Origin of the sequence: Streptococcus sp. 17.1 (assembly GCF_016648655.1) — a bacterium.
In the GTDB taxonomy this organism is placed as follows: Bacteria; Bacillota; Bacilli; order Lactobacillales; family Streptococcaceae; genus Streptococcus; species Streptococcus salivarius_E.
In genome coordinates, this window is sequence record NZ_JACLQM010000028.1 from 1 (window position 1) to 15,539 (window position 15,539).

Here is a 15,539-nt window from a genome sequence, read left to right on the forward strand (position 1 = left end):
AGCGTCTTTAGGCGCTGGCTGGTATTATGGGCTTATAGCCCTTGATCAAACCACCCGTTAGACGGGTGGTTATGATTATATTTAAATCACGACACATCACCAGAATTTTTTTGTGAAGCACCACAGTTGACAAAGAGCTTAAAAAACACGGCATTCCGCCGTGCTTCTTTGTTTATTTCACCAATTTCTTCATTTCTTCAATACGCACTACTGTCGCATCGTATTTAGCTTGGTAATCTTCTTGTTTGTCGCGTTCTTTTTGGACGACTTCTGGTTTGGCATTGGCTACGAAGCGTTCGTTGCTAAGTTTCTTACCAACCATGTCGAGTTCTTTTTGCCATTTGGCCAATTCTTTTTCAAGACGAGCCAATTCTTCTTCGACATTAAGAAGGTCAGCGAGTGGCAAGTAGATTTCTGCACCTGTAATGATGCTTGACATAACCAAGTCAGGCACTTCGACATCTGCTGCAATTTCCAAGTGTTCTGGGTTTGTGAAGCGTTTGATGTAGTTGACATTATCATTAAAGAAAGCATCGAGCTTGCTGTCGCTTGTCTTGATCAAGATAGTGATTGGTTTACTTGGCGCTACGTTCACTTCTGCACGTGAGTTACGAACGGAGCGAATCACATCTTTAAGAGCTTCAACACCGGCTGCTGCTTCTTCGTTTTTAAACTCTGGACGAACCACTGGGTATTCCGCCGTCACGATTGTTCCTTCAGAGATTTGACCGTAGATTTCCTCAGTCACGAATGGCATGATTGGATGAAGAAGACGCAAGATTTGGTCCAAAGTGTAAAGAAGAACCGAACGAGTGATGACTTTTTCGTCCTCATTGTCGCTGTATAGCACTTCCTTAGTCAACTCAACATACCAGTCCGCAAACTCATCCCAGATGAAGTTGTAGAGGATGTGACCAGCCACACCAAATTCGAACTTGTCAAAGTTTTCAGTGACTTTTCCAATCGTTTCGTTGAGGTTGTGAAGAATCCAACGGTCTGTCACGTTACCTGCTTGACTAGCAGCCACTTTAGCTACATTTTCACGCGCCACATCCAAGGTCAATCCTTCATTGTTCATGAGGATGTAACGAGAGATGTTCCAGATTTTGTTAATGAAGTTCCAAGACGCATCCATTTTCTCGTAAGAGAAACGCACGTCTTGACCTGGTGCAGAACCGTTTGAAAGGAACCAACGAAGGGCATCAGCACCGTATTTCTCAATAACATCCATTGGGTCAATCCCGTTTCCGAGAGATTTCGACATCTTGCGTCCTTGCTCGTCACGAATCAAACCGTGGATCAGAACGTTTTGAAATGGTTGACGGCCAGTGAATTCCAATGATTGAAAAATCATACGAGACACCCAGAAGAAGATGATGTCGTAACCTGTTACTAGGGTTGAAGTTGGGAAGTAACGTTTGAAGTCATCTGAGTCGACATCAGGCCAGCCCATGGTTGAGAATGGCCAAAGGGCAGAACTGAACCAAGTGTCCAAGACGTCTTCATCCTGTTTCCATCCGTCACCTTCTGGAGCTTCTTCGCCGACGTACATTTCACCCTCAGCATTGTACCAGGCAGGGATTTGGTGACCCCACCAGAGCTGACGAGAAATAACCCAATCATGGACATTTTCCATCCATTGGAGGAAGGTATCGTTGAAACGAGGTGGGTAGAATTCTACCTTATCATCTGTGTCTTGGTTGGCAATAGCGTTCTTAGCCAATTGATCCATCTTCACGAACCATTGCGTAGATAAGCGTGGCTCAACCATAACTCCAGTACGCTCTGAGTGACCAACTGAGTGGGTCATCTTCTCAATCTTAACAAGCGCACCGATTTCTTCCAATTTCTTAACAACAGCCTTACGAGCTTCAAAGCGGTCCATACCGTTGAATTCACCAGCCAATTCATTCATGGTACCATCATCGTTCATGACATTGACTTGTGGCAAGTTATGACGTTGACCAACTAAGAAGTCGTTAGGGTCGTGGGCAGGAGTGATTTTCACCACACCAGTACCAAATTCAGGGTCTGCGTGCTCATCGCCAACGATTGGGATTGGCTTGTTCAAGATTGGCAAGATAACATTTTTACCAATCAAATCTTTATAACGGTCATCGTTTGGGTTAACCGCTACAGCAGTATCCCCAAACATAGTTTCAGGACGTGTTGTTGCCACTTCAAGGGCACGTGAACCATCTTCCAACATGTAGTTCATGTGGTAGAAGGCACCTTCGACATCCTTGTGAATAACCTCGATATCAGAAAGGGCTGTACGGGCTTTCGGATCCCAGTTGATGATAAATTCACCACGGTAAATCCAACCTTTCTTGTAGAGCTCTACAAAAACCTTACGAACCGCTTTTGAAAGACCTTCGTCAAGGGTGAAACGCTCACGAGAGTAATCTACAGAAAGACCCATCTTACCCCATTGTTGCTTGATAGTTGACGCATACTCGTCTTTCCATTCCCAGACTTTAGTCAAGAAAGATTCACGACCAAGGTCATAACGAGAGATGCCGTCTTCAGCCAAACGAGCTTCTACTTTAGCTTGAGTGGCAATCCCAGCGTGGTCCATACCAGGAAGCCAAAGTGTATCAAAACCTTGCATGCGTTTTTGACGGATGATGATATCCTGTAAAGTCGTATCCCAAGCGTGACCAAGGTGAAGTTTACCGGTTACGTTTGGTGGTGGAATAACGATTGAATAAGGCTTAGCCTTTTTATCGCCTGAAGGCTTGAAAACATCTTCGTCAAGCCATTTTTGGTAACGACCAGCCTCAACCTCGGCTGGATTGTATTTAGGTGAAAGTTGTTTCATTTTTGTTTCTCCTTCGAATTAATATACTGTTCTATCACAGATTCAAAAAAATTTTCACTCCCAATTATCGAATAGTCTATAATTTCAAACGGTACTGTAAAATGTTTAACATGATCTGTATAGAAAGAACATGGCAATAAATTTTCAAAAGTGATTACCATAGAATTAAATTTCTTTTTATAATAATCATCATAGGACTTGTGATGCTCCTCAGGAACATACCAATTTTTGAATTTTTCGTTAAATTCAGGTTTAAAATAATTAATTAATTTTGCTTCAACTAGATTTATGTGACTAGATTCATCAGGAAAATCTAATATTTCTTCCGCAGATATTGTAGCAAACTTACCGGAATCCATAGTAGTAGCAACTTTAACTTCACTTGTTGATAACAGAAGTACTTTAATATCATATATGATTCTAGAGTCAATTATCTGCGATAAGATATTTTGAAGAGTAGAATGACTTTTCAATCTATCTTGAGCAAATCTATTAAAATCATTACCTTTTGCTTGCCCTATATATAGTATCTTAAAAGCTGGTATAAAATTTTTATTATTTAACATAATATTTGTTGCAGAATATTTTTCTGTTCCATTTATAGTTAAAAAAAGCGAATCTCTTGAAATTTCAAGTTTATTAATTTTAAGCAAGTTGCCCTTTTTATCCGTAAGTCGGAAAGTATTAGAATACTCAGTTCCATCTTCACTTATAACTGTATATTTTACTTTTGTCCTATCAAAAAAACAACTCCTAACTTTTTTAAAATACCATCTAGGTATACCTAAAATAAAATATAAGTGTGGATTGAAATTTGCAGAATAATTTTTAATATCAGAAACCTGAATTAAATCATAATTATTAATAGTAACGATTGAATGACCACTAAACATTACTTAAACTCTCCCACTCACTCTTCAGCAAGCCATATCTCAAATCATCACAGCGGTTGCCTTGGGTATCCTTGCGGTCTCTTATGCGAGCTTCAAGGGTAAATCCTAATTTTTTCGCAACTCGTTGACTTTGGATATTGTAGCCAAAGCAAGACAATTCTATCTTATGAAGCACCAGTTCTTTAAAAGCTAAATCAATCAAAGCATGCGCTGCTTCTGGTACATAACCTCGGCCCCAATAATCTGGATGCAAGGTATAGCCAATCTCAAGCACATCGTCTTCGTGGCGATGGTTGAAATCAACAGAGCCGATAATCTTATCAGTCCCTTTGACCACAATCCCATAGCCTGCTGGAAGATTTTCTTTTTGATTGCGCTCGGGAAGGATATGTTCTAGGTAATAGATTTCATCTTCCAAGGTCTTGACGGGTGGAAAACCAGCTGGGTAGGAGACTTCTGGACGACTGGCAAAGTCAAAAATTGCCTCTGCATCCGCCAATGTACGATTTCGTAAGACGAGTCGCTCCGTTTCGATTCGTTCTGGCAACTCAGCTCTTTTCATCCCTCTTCCTCGCTTTCTTGATGAAGCTTCCCATGGGGTCGACTCGGTCATCTAGATAGCGATAGACACGTTTATAACCATCTCCCATAAAGTAAGTCGGTGCAAAGCGGTCATTTTTAAAATGTCCCCTGTCATCCAACAAATCAGATTCAGCCAGACGGTCTAGAATCTTAGCAAAGATATGACAGATACCATCTTCCTCAATAATTCTGTCTACCTGGCAATCCAATACGACTGGGCAAGCATCCAGTATAGGTGCTTGTGTCAGTTTAGAAGGTTGGAAATCTAAGCCGAATTTAGCAATCTTTTCACGATGACTAATAAAACCAGCCTGCTCCATCTCAAGCATTAAACTCTCATCAGGAATATTCACTGTGAACTTCTGATAATGCTTAATCTGGTCTGCCGCATTTTCCTCACTACCAACCCCGATGACGAGCCAATCTCCTAGACTATAGGAAGAACTACAAGTCGTCACATTATAGCCATGTGTCTGGTCCTGGTAACCCAAGATAAAAATGGGAAAACCATAGTACAATTTACTGGTCTCAAAAGATTGCTTCATGTCACCCTCCTCTGATAGGAACGTAGACCTCGCTTGCGCTCCGTCTGCATCGATATCTCTAAATCCACCTGTGACCTTCGGTCTTAGTTCTTTAAAAGCTATAGAAAATCCCTGCCATAACTATGACAGGGACGAATGTGTATCCGCGGTACCACCCAATTTTGAGTGACAACCACTCACAGCTTTCTTGATTCAATTTGACCATCAGCAACCAGCTTTGACATTTGTGCGGATTTCTCAGTACCACCGCTTCCTGTGACAAATGGGCTTCAAAGCACCTCTGAATGGTCTTATTTTATCACAATTTTAAGACCAAGACAAATGAAATTGTGATGGAAATCTTATTGATTTTTGAATTTGAAAGTAGGTCCTCTGTCCTACTTTTCCTCACAATTTTCAATGGCTACTATTACCTTTCATGACAAGTTCTAACTTTGCTTGGCTTTCCAAATATCTCTTACGGTAAGTTATTGCCATCGTTTTATACTCTTCGGAGGACATTTTATAAAAATCTGCTTCTTCTTTGTAAGATTCTACAAACTTTTTATAATAATTGATATCTTTTATCGGATTCTTAATAATCTTATCTATCAACACATAAATCCCTAAAAACACACCACCAAGAATCATCCCAAGAAAATAGGGCGCCACAAGAAATGATTTAATTAACTCCATGAAGTTCACCATCACTTTCCTTCAAAATCCTTCTGAAAATGTTCTTTATGAACTTTTAATTCAAGCCCACAAACATCTTTGAGCCTTTTCCCAGCTGCAACTCGTCTTTGATGTGCTCTTATTAAAACATGTTCGGACTGTGTATGACTAATAAAATAACACAATAGCAGGTAAGTAACTATACCCCCAAACATCATAGTAATTATCCTAACCACCAAGAAAATCATCTTTCTACTCCTCTCTTAAGGAACTTGCTGAAACCATTGTAACAAAACATCGGCTAAAATCGTGACCTTTTCCACAAGAAATGGCTCATTTATCATAAGTAAAAGCATTTATTTTTTTTGAGTACATGAATGATGGCATTATAGATATTTCAAGACAGATCATCTACATTCTAGATAACTTTATTTTCCATTAGAAAAATCCCTGTCTTTCGACAAGGATTTCATCTTATTTATCTCCCTTAGCTCTTTCTTCTTTTAGCCATTTTTCATAGCTTTCGAGTAGATTGATAGCCATTTGGGTCGCCAAAGCTAGTGAGAAGGCTTCTGTACCTTCAGTTGTTTCGTCTTGAACTTCCAATTTACTTTCTTCGTAAATGGCTTTGAGAGCCTTATTGCTAAGCGTGTCTTTAAATGCTTGGAATTCTTTCATGGTCAAAGCCTCCTTGATTCTACGGCAACTTTTACAACTACTGTTACCGTTTTCACTTTAAGTTTACACCATTTCAGAGAAATTGCAAGGATTTTCCTCAATAATAAGGAGAGCTTTTCACCCTATCTGCGACCTACTGAGCAGGAGTCGCAGCCCCTGTCAGATACTCAGTCGTATAGGCTACGATAGCTCCTGAATCAGCATTTACCGCGTATTTATAACGTAGACCGCTAGCAGCATAATCAAAGCTGATATTGTAGACTTTACCGTCTCCTTCAGTCTTCAAGTCCGTTTTCAAGTTGGTCACAGAACCTTCAGCTAGGCCAGCATGGTTAAGAGCTGTCGTTTGCGCAGCTTCTTTAGATACTGCTGTCTCTTCCTTGTTTTCGCTAGGTTGAGTCTCGTCTTTAGGCTCTTCACTTTTTTGAGTATCATCCTCATCCTTAGATGTTGGATGGTCACTCTTATGTTTCAAAATAGATCCCGACTGACCGTCAATCGTATACTCAAAATGGTTGTCTGACGTTGTGAAACTAATCTCATAACTTCCGTGAAGCCCAGAACGTGCTTTTGAAACTGTTGATTGAGAGATCTCAGAAGTTTTGACACCTGCATTTTTGTAAGCAATGTCTGCTGCATCTTTTTCTGACAAACGGTAACCTGAACCGTTAAAGATAAACAGACCTGCAGCGATGGCAACTGGGATAGCGAGCAGAAGCAGATAGCTCACTAGCTTTTTCATTTTTCGCATAAAATTCTCCGCTATTTTAATCTAATACTACTATTATATCTTAAAGTTCTAAAATTGTCAGATAAACTTGGCTCATTTTTAGGTCGACATTATAAAAAGTTCCCGATAGCTATCAGGAACTTCTACGAAATGTTACTATTTGGCCAGTTACAAAGACTAGTATGGCCATCCAGATAAAGAGGAAGCCTTTCAACTCTCCAAAGCTGACCGTCTCACCAAAAATGAGGATGGCTACGAGAAGTTGAATCGTAGGATTAAGATACTGGATAAAACCAATAAGGTTAAGCGGCGCCCTTTTGACTGCTTCTGAGAAGCAAAGCAATGGAACGGCCGTCACCACACCGGATATGGCTAGGAGAAACATTTCCATGCTCGAATAGGAAGAAAATGATTCTGGAGAAAAGAAAACAAGATAGATAGCTACAAAAGGTAGTAGCAAGCCGCTTTCTACTAGCATGGCTACGTCACTGGAGAGTCTAACCCCTTTTTTGATTAGACCATAGAAACCAAAGCTCAGAGCTAACCCCAATGAAACCATGGGAAGTTTTCCTGTATTGGCAACAAGAACCAGTACTCCTATAAAGGCCAATACTACTGCTGCCCACATGGTCCTACTCAATGATTCACGAAGAAAAATGAGGGCAAACAGGATAGAAACAATAGGCATAATGTAATAGCCCAGGCTAGCCTGCGTCGCTTGACCATGACCCACAGCATAGATATAAATCAACCAGTTAGCTGCTATGAGAAAACTAGCAAGTAGCATACGAAGCAAGGCTTTCTTATCTTGCCAAAGTTCTACAAGCTCCTTTTTGAAACGTGTATTTTGCTTAGCGACTAGGGCGTAAGTCAGCATAGTCACCACTGTAAAAACAATCCGCCACGAGAAGGTGTTATAAGCCGAAACACCTGCTAAAAGCTTCCAAAAAAGGGATAAAAATCCCCATTGAATATAGGTGGCTAGACCAAAGAGTAGCCCTTGATTTTTTCTAGTCAACGACAACACCTGCTTTATCCACAGATAGGATGAAGGTTTCACCATCTAAACCAAGACCATCGATAGCCGTTTTAAGAGCTTCAGCCTGATCATTTGGCGTCAAGGTCATAACTGTTGGGCCAGCGCCTGAAAGATAGGTCGCATAAGCACCATATTGACCTGACAATTCCTTAATAGTCGCAAATTCTTTAACCAATTTTTGACGGTAGCGTTCGTGGAACATATCCCCTTGAATAGCATGTCCTGCCTTAACCAAATCGCCTGCAAAGAGGGCAGCAATGGCAACGTTGGCAATAGATGATGCAGCTACAGCTTCTTTGTAAGACAGGTCACTTGGAAGTACCCCACGTGAATCAGATGTCTTAAGTTCATAGCTCGGAATGAAGGCTACAAAGGCACACTCTGGAAAGTCTGTCACGATGCTATTAACATGTTCATCCACATAAGAGGCTACAACGAGATTCCCAAAAATAGCTGGGGCAACATTGTCCGGATGACCTTCAATCTTGGTTGCAATATCAAGTTTATCATCGTCTGAGAGCTGCAAGTTTGCCAATTGATTGGCCAACTCGATTCCTGCGACAATAACAGAACTTGAAGAACCTAGCCCACGCGCTAAGGGAATATCTGATGTCATCACCAATTTATGGGGCTGCAAATCAGACTTAACTTGCAAGGCAGTTGAAATGAGGAGGTTATTTTCATCTGAAGGAATATCGCCCAAATCATGTTCGATATGCCATGCATCCACTGGTTCAAGCACCTCGACTGTCAAATATTTAGAAACGGCAACACCCACAGAGTCAAAACCTGGACCAATATTGGCAGATGTTGCTGGAACAGTAATTTTCATAATAATACACCAAAAGGAGGAAAGCCATCAGCGACTTTTCTCCTTGAATACCTTTCTTATACGCACCAGTATGGGCTTATCAATTAGTTAGACAAAACTTTCAATGTGTTGACAACTGTGAAATCTTCTGCTGCTTCAAGTTTTTCAGTAACAGCTTTAAGTTGTGTCTTAGACATAGCATGTGTAATCACAACGATACGAGCTGTTGTGCCATTTGCTTTTTGTTGCAAGACTTGTTCAAATGAAATATCTTCTGAGTTGAAGATTTCAGACAAGTGAAGGATTTTACCTTTTTCGTCTGGCGTATCAAGGGCAAAGTAGTAGTTACTCTTAACATCTGCTGGATTAGCCAATGGCAAGTCACGACGGAACTCATTAAATGGTTTACCAACATTGCCATCTGAAAGACGACGAGCAATACGGATAATATCTGCCAAAACAGATGTTGCTGTTGGTTTTTGACCAGCACCTGGACCGTAGTACATTGATTCGCCAATACCGATAGATTCAACAAAGACTGCATTCATGACATCGTTGACGCTAGCAAGTGGGTGATTTTTTGGCAAGAATGTTGGGGACACTTCTGCTGAGATACCTGATTCTACTTCACGCACATCACCAACCAATTTGATGACATAACCCAATTCTTGAGCAACAGCTACATCATCAGTAGAGATGTTTGTAATCCCCTTGTGAGTCACATCGTCGAAATCAATTGTGGCACCAAATCCAAATTGGCTAAGGATAACAGCTTTATAAGCAGCGTCAATACCTTCAACGTCGTTAGTTGGATCACTTTCAGCATAACCAAGTTCTTGGGCAGTCTTAAGAGCGTCCTCATATGACCAACCTTCGTCAACCATCTTAGTCATCATAAAGTTAGATGTTCCGTTAAGCACACCAAGGATACGTGTCACCTTATCAGACGTCAAAGAGTTAGCCAAAGTACGCAAAATTGGAATACCACCAGCAACAGCAGCTTCATAGTAGAAAGCCACTCCCTTATCTTGGGCAAGAGAAATCAACTCTTTTCCATGAGTAGCAATCAAGTCTTTGTTAGCAGAAACAACGTTTTTACCTGCTTCAAGTGCTTTTGTGATGAAGGTACGAGCTGGCTCGATACGACCCATCAATTCAACAACGATTTGAATCTCTTCATCATTAAGGATTTCGTCAACATTTGTGACAAAATTGTAGTCGTTTCCGGCAGCGATAAGACGATTTTTTTCCTCGTCATCTTTAACCAAAACTTTGGCAATTTCGAGTTGGTCACGTGAGGCTGCAAGAACCTTTTCACCATTTTCCTTCAAGAGGAAAGGAATACCGCTAGCTACTGTACCAAAGCCAAGCAATCCAATTTTAATAGACATTTACGATTTCTCCTTAAAAACATACATTTTTTTAATTGTACCACATTTCTATCGGAATTGACAGAATATTGTTGCCATTTAAGGAGGCAAGTATTCTTTTTACTGAAAATTCTGTGCATTTCCATCCCATTTTTGTTAGAATAATAACTAGACCTATTTGAAAGGGGATACAATGACTTCTCAAAAGAAAAAAACAACTCAAGCTAACAGAAAGAAACTGAACCTTCTTCTGCTTTTCCTAAATATTGTCCTTCTTGGCTTACTAGCAGTCTTTATGCTTAACCGACCAAATCAGTCGAAAAGCAAGCAACAACAGGCTCAGACCAGTCAGTCTAAGACGACAGCTAAATGGAAAACCTATGACGATCCTGTCCAAATCCCTATCCTCATGTATCATGCGGTACACGTCATGGATCCATCTGAAGCTTCTAACGCTAACCTTATCGTTGACCCAGACCTCTTCGAAGCACAAATCAAGGCTTTGTCAAAGGCAGGTTACTATTTCCTAACGCCTGAAGAAGCCTATAAGGCCTTCACTGAAAACGCTCTACCTGCTAAGAAGGTTGTCTGGCTGACCTTTGACGATGGTAACGAAGATTTCTACACCATTGCCTATCCTATTCTCAAAAAATACAAGGCTAAAGCAACCAATAATGTGATCACTGGCTTTGTTAAGAAAGGAAATGCTGGAAATCTTACCGTCAAACAGATGAAAGAAATGATGGCTCACGGTATGAGCTTCCAGTCTCATACGGTTAATCACCCCGATTTGTCAACCACTGATAAGGCGACACAAAAGGTTGAATTAACGGATTCTATTGACTTCCTTGAAAATAAACTCAATACCAAGGTCAATACCATTGCCTACCCATCAGGTCGCTACAATCAAACGACACTTGACCTAGCTAAGAAAACTTACAAGTTAGGACTAACAACCAACGAAGGGCTAGCCAGTGCCAAGGATGGTCTTCTCTCACTTAATCGTGTCCGTATTCTGCCAACAACAACAGCTAAAGGACTTCTCAGCGAGATTGATACTGACAATGAGTAAAAGAAATCACTTGATTCAAGAATCAAGTGATTTTTATGTTCTAGTCAAATATTTCTGATAGGAGAGCCACACCCTTTTCAATTTCAGCATCACTTAGGGTGATTGGTGGCAAAAGACGAATCACGTTTGTCCCTGCAGTTAAGACAATTAACCCCTTATCTCGAGCCGACTGGACCAATTCTCCTAAATTGCCAGTAGTCTCAATCCCAATCATATAGCCCAAGCCACGTACAGTGGTAACCGTCTCTTTATCAGATAAAGCTGCTTGCAATTTTGCTTGTAGCTGGTTTCCATTTTCAAGGGCAGTATCTAGAAAACTTGGGACCAACATAACTTCAAGCGTAGCTTTGGCCGCCGCCATAGCCAGTTTATTTCCTCCAAAGGTAGAGCCGTGACTTCCGTAAGAGAAGGCTTCTCCAAGAGATGACTTAGCAAGCATGGCACCAACTGGCACCCCATTTGCCAAACCTTTTGCCAGAGTAAAGATATCTGGTTCAATATCGTAGTGCTCATAAGCATAAAGCTTACCAGTACGACCAAGTCCTGTCTGAACCTCATCTACAATAAGATAAATACCCGTCTCCTTACAAAAGTCAGCCAAAGCCTTAACAAAGTCCTTATCAGCAGGTTGAACACCTGATTCCCCTTGAACCAACTCCAACATAATAGCCGCTGTTTCGTCACTAGCTAGGGCCTTGACACTATCTATGTCATTGAAAATAGCATAGCTAAAGTGGGGCACACCTTCACCAAAGCCTTGTTTGATTTTATCCTGACCAGTGGCAGACATGGATCCAAACGTTCGACCATGGAAGGAATTTTGGAAGGTAATGATTTCTTGTTTACCCGATGCCTTTCGGGCGATTTTTATGGCTGCTTCATTGGCCTCTGCACCACTATTACAGAAAAAGGCTAGATAGTCCTTGTCACCAATTAAAAGTCCAGCAACATCTTCTTGCAACTGATTGTGATAAAGATTAGGCTGGTGCAAAATCTTACCCACCTGCTCTGTCAAAGCCTGATTGACATGGGGATGATAGCCCAGGTTAGTTACCCCGATACCTGATGAAAAATCCAAGTAGGTCTTGCCAGTGGTATCAGTCAAATAATTGCCCTGTGCCGAAGCGAAATCAATCGCTGCCCGCTTATAGTTTGAAAATAGTTTTGTCATCTCTTACTCCTTGATTATGGTACCATCAGTCAGGTTATCACCAATAATGACCTGCTCGACACCGGCTTGAACTGTCTGAACAGCGCTTTGAATTTTAGGAATCATACCCCCAGTTATCACGCCTAAATCTATTTTTTTCTGAACGTCCACAAGATTCAGATGCTCCAAAACCTGACCATTTTCTAAAACTCCCTTGACATCTGTCATAAGGATAAGTTTTTTGGCACCTAGACTAATTGCCACAGCTCTAGCAAGGTAATCCGCATTGATATTGAGCAAATCACCCTGCTCACTGTAACCCAAACTAGGAATCAAGGGGATCTTACCTTGAGCAAGGAGTGCTACTAAGGTCTGATTGGCGATGTTTTTGACCTCACCCACAAAGCCATAAGTCTCTTGATCCAAAAAATCAGCATGAACAAGGTCTGGCAATTCATCTACAAGCTGATAGGCTGGCAAACCTGCAGTTGTCAGCTCACCTGCTAAGTTTTTCCCAACTATGTCAACCAAGGCTTCTTTAATCAAGTCCATATCTGACTGACCCGTCACACGAAGACCATTAACCTTATGAATTGGGATGTCATGTTCCTCCATGAGTTGGTTGATAGCAAAACCACCCCCATGGACGATAACAATTTTCTGACCAGCCTGCTGCCATTCTGACAGTTTGGTCAGTATCTCAGGAGTTAGCTGTTTACTGGCTACTCCACCAATCTTAATTACAATATATTCAGCAGTCATCAGTTAACTCCTTTTCCTTAGATAGTCTAAGTGTGATAGAGGGCATTAATCTTAACGTAATCGTAAGAAAGATCACACCCCCATGCGGTTCCCTTTTCATGTCCAGCATGAAGATCTACCGTAATGGTCACTTCATCCTCATGCATGATGTCTTTCATTTCCTCATCATCAAAGGTCACAGGACTAGAGGCAAGCATGACTGGCAGACCGCCAAGCATAATATCAACATTGTCCACAGGAACGTCCACACCGGCATAGCCAACAGCAGCTAGAATACGCCCCCAGTTAGGATCTTCACCAAAAATGGCTGTTTTGACCAGGCTTGAACCGACAACAGATTTTGCCATCATACGAGCATCAAGGGCATTAGGGGCATTAACCACATCAACTTGGATGAGCTTATTGGCACCTTCACCGTCCTTGGCAATTTTCTTAGCCAATTCTTGCATCACGAAATTAAGCATTTTTGAAAACTTATCAAATTCTGGTGTACCTAGCAGTATCTCTTCATTGAGCGTGCAACCATTTGACATGACAAGAACCATATCATTAGTTGATGTATCCCCATCAACTGTAATCTGGTTAAAGGTCTTTTCCACATTTTGACTTAAGGCCAATTGAAGGGTGTCACTAGAAATATTGGCATCACAAGTAATAAACCCAAGCATGGTTGCCATATTCGGGTGAATCATGCCTGAACCCTTAGCGACACCAGCCATAGTGACAACATCGCGTCCAAAGGTCTCCGTCACAGCAATGGTCTTAGTCGCTGTGTCAGTCGTCAAAATTGCCTTAGCAAAGTCATCAGCATTCCCATTGACCACCAACTTGGAAAGGCCATTTTTCAAGGTATCCATTGGTAGCAACTCACCGATAACCCCTGTAGAAGCCACACCAACCAAATCTGGTTCAACACCTAACTTTTCAGCGGTCCACTCCTGCATGGTGTAAGCATCCTCCAATCCTTGAGTCCCTGTACAAGAATTGGCTACACCTGAGTTAACAACGATGGCCTTCATTTTCCCAGCCTTTTTAACTGAGGTCTTGGTCACAATCAAAGGAGCTGCGATAACCTTATTAGTCGTGTAAACCCCTGCCACACTGGCTGGTTTTTCAGAGACAATCCAACCAAAATCCATTTTTCTCTTTTTAAATCCTGCATGTAGCCCATCTGCTGAGAATCCCAACGGGCTGGCAATTGTTCCTTCAATGACTTTCATATTTTTTCTCCTAACTCTATGCTTACATCTACAAGTATGATGGTGTCAGAAGCAAACCTTCTGTCTCATCCCACCCCTGCATGAGGTTGAGATTTTGAACCGCTTGACCAGCAGCACCCTTGATCAAATTATCAATGACCGAAATAACTGTCAGAACATTGGTTTTCTCATTATAGGCAAAGCCGATGTCTGTAAAATTCGATCCAATAACATTGTGTAGTTCTGGCAAACTGTCTTGCACACGTACAAGAGGTTTATCATCATAAGCCTTTGTGAATGCTGAAGCTACATCAGCTACAGTCACGCCCTTCTTCAACTTACAATAAACCGTAGCCATGATTCCACGATTAACGGGTAAAAGCGACGTTGAAAACTGAATCTCAGGCATTTCCGGATTAAAGACCTGCAAGGTTTTAACAATCTCAGGAATATGCTGATGATGATTGAGTTTATAAGTCACGTAATTATCGTGAACATTGACAAAATGACTAGACTCACTCAAAGCCTTACCCGCACCAGTTAAACCAGACTTAGCATCCACAATGACACTCTCCGTCTCAATCAAACTAACTGCCACCAAAGGAATCAAGGCTAACTCTGTCGCTGTCGCATAGCATCCAGGATTGGCAATAAATTTCTTATCCTTCATATCTGCATATTCTGATAATGCGTATGTAAATTTATTCAAAATGCTCTGCTTAGCAGGTGATTTTTTATACCATTCTTGATAAACATCTGCTGGCAAGCGATGATCGCCAGACAAATCAATAATAGGAAAATCAGCCAGAACAAATTCCTCTGCTAGCAAGCTAGAGACTCCTGAAGGTGTGGCAAAGAAAACCAAATCCGCCTTTTGCATAATCTTTTCCGCATCGTAAGCCTCAATTTCTAAGTCACAAACACCTGTCAGATAGGGATACACATCAGACAATCGTCGGCCCACTTCCTTGGTTGCGTGAATAGAAACAAGTTCCACTTTCTTATGATTATTCAAAATTTTAACTAACTCTAAACCACTATAACCAGTGATACCAACGATTGAAATTTTCATTTATGCACTCCTTTTGAATAAATATGTAATTAGTTTATTGTATTTTTATTCATTTGTAAAGGAGGAATTGAAATTAATATGAAAAAAACGGCTCTATAATTTCTGTAGTGGGTAAAACCACTGTAGAGATTATGGAGCTTTTTGAGTGTAAACAAAAAGTC

Annotated in this window: 15 protein-coding genes; 1 reads left to right on the forward strand and 14 read right to left on the reverse strand. The window is 41.1% G+C overall.

The window, feature by feature from the left end:
* Positions 1–172: 172 nt before the first annotated feature.
* The 10 genes from H7T99_RS10095 to H7T99_RS10140 all read right to left on the reverse strand — a co-directional run bounded on the left by H7T99_RS10095 (position 173) and on the right by H7T99_RS10140 (position 10,144).
* A complete protein-coding gene (locus H7T99_RS10095) occupies positions 173–2,821 on the reverse strand; it encodes a valine--tRNA ligase (protein WP_037604160.1) in 2,649 nt (882 codons plus the stop codon).
* Positions 2,818–3,714, reverse strand: coding sequence for a hypothetical protein (locus tag H7T99_RS10100; RefSeq protein WP_037604159.1), 897 nt, complete (start codon positions 3,712–3,714; stop codon positions 2,818–2,820). The genes H7T99_RS10095 and H7T99_RS10100 overlap by 4 nt, the downstream gene beginning before the upstream one ends.
* On the reverse strand, positions 3,707–4,276 hold the full coding sequence (locus H7T99_RS10105) for a GNAT family N-acetyltransferase (RefSeq protein ID WP_037604158.1): 570 nt from the start codon (positions 4,274–4,276) through the stop codon (positions 3,707–3,709). Before H7T99_RS10105 ends, H7T99_RS10100 begins: the two co-directional genes overlap by 8 nt.
* Positions 4,263–4,841: a flavin reductase family protein gene (locus tag H7T99_RS10110; RefSeq protein WP_037604157.1), complete on the reverse strand. Its 579-nt coding sequence runs from the start codon at positions 4,839–4,841 to the stop codon at positions 4,263–4,265. The genes H7T99_RS10105 and H7T99_RS10110 overlap by 14 nt, the downstream gene beginning before the upstream one ends.
* 396 nt (positions 4,842–5,237) lie before the next feature.
* The gene (locus H7T99_RS10115; RefSeq protein WP_142246463.1) at positions 5,238–5,516 is read right to left on the reverse strand and encodes a hypothetical protein; all 279 of its coding nucleotides are present in this window, start codon (positions 5,514–5,516) and stop codon (positions 5,238–5,240) included.
* Positions 5,517–5,969: 453 nt separating this feature from the next.
* Positions 5,970–6,173 carry a hypothetical protein gene (locus tag H7T99_RS10120; RefSeq protein ID WP_037604154.1) on the reverse strand — a complete coding sequence of 68 codons (204 nt, stop codon included), beginning with the start codon at positions 6,171–6,173 and terminating at the stop codon, positions 5,970–5,972.
* A gap of 133 nt (positions 6,174–6,306) precedes the next feature.
* Entirely contained in the window at positions 6,307–6,924 is a 618-nt protein-coding gene (locus H7T99_RS10125; protein WP_037604153.1) for a PepSY domain-containing protein, read from the reverse strand.
* A 112-nt stretch (positions 6,925–7,036) separates the two neighbouring features.
* On the reverse strand, positions 7,037–7,921 hold the full coding sequence (gene rarD / locus H7T99_RS10130) for an EamA family transporter RarD (RefSeq protein ID WP_037604151.1): 885 nt from the start codon (positions 7,919–7,921) through the stop codon (positions 7,037–7,039).
* Positions 7,914–8,774: a homoserine kinase gene (gene thrB, locus H7T99_RS10135; protein ID WP_037604149.1), complete on the reverse strand. Its 861-nt coding sequence runs from the start codon at positions 8,772–8,774 to the stop codon at positions 7,914–7,916. The genes rarD and thrB overlap by 8 nt, the downstream gene beginning before the upstream one ends.
* A gap of 83 nt (positions 8,775–8,857) precedes the next feature.
* Positions 8,858–10,144, reverse strand: coding sequence for a homoserine dehydrogenase (locus H7T99_RS10140; protein WP_002890168.1), 1,287 nt, complete (start codon positions 10,142–10,144; stop codon positions 8,858–8,860).
* Between the two features lie 172 nt (positions 10,145–10,316).
* Between H7T99_RS10140 and H7T99_RS10145 the strand changes: the two genes are divergently transcribed.
* Complete coding sequence (locus tag H7T99_RS10145; protein ID WP_037604147.1) at positions 10,317–11,195, forward strand: polysaccharide deacetylase family protein; 879 nt, start codon at positions 10,317–10,319, stop codon at positions 11,193–11,195.
* A 40-nt stretch (positions 11,196–11,235) separates the two neighbouring features.
* Here the strand turns inward: H7T99_RS10145 and H7T99_RS10150 are convergent, their stop codons facing one another.
* Genes H7T99_RS10150 through argC form a run of 4 tightly spaced genes read right to left on the reverse strand, consistent with a single transcriptional unit; the run spans position 11,236 to position 15,378 of the window.
* Positions 11,236–12,366, reverse strand: a complete 1,131-nt coding sequence (locus tag H7T99_RS10150) for an acetylornithine transaminase (protein ID WP_037604144.1) — start codon at positions 12,364–12,366, stop codon at positions 11,236–11,238.
* 3 nt (positions 12,367–12,369) lie between these two features.
* Positions 12,370–13,107: an acetylglutamate kinase gene (gene argB / locus H7T99_RS10155; protein WP_037604142.1), complete on the reverse strand. Its 738-nt coding sequence runs from the start codon at positions 13,105–13,107 to the stop codon at positions 12,370–12,372.
* Positions 13,108–13,133: 26 nt separating this feature from the next.
* Entirely contained in the window at positions 13,134–14,327 is a 1,194-nt protein-coding gene (gene argJ / locus H7T99_RS10160; protein ID WP_037604141.1) for a bifunctional glutamate N-acetyltransferase/amino-acid acetyltransferase ArgJ, read from the reverse strand.
* 28 nt (positions 14,328–14,355) lie between these two features.
* Positions 14,356–15,378: an N-acetyl-gamma-glutamyl-phosphate reductase gene (gene argC / locus H7T99_RS10165; RefSeq protein ID WP_037604139.1), complete on the reverse strand. Its 1,023-nt coding sequence runs from the start codon at positions 15,376–15,378 to the stop codon at positions 14,356–14,358.
* Positions 15,379–15,539 lie beyond the last annotated feature (161 nt).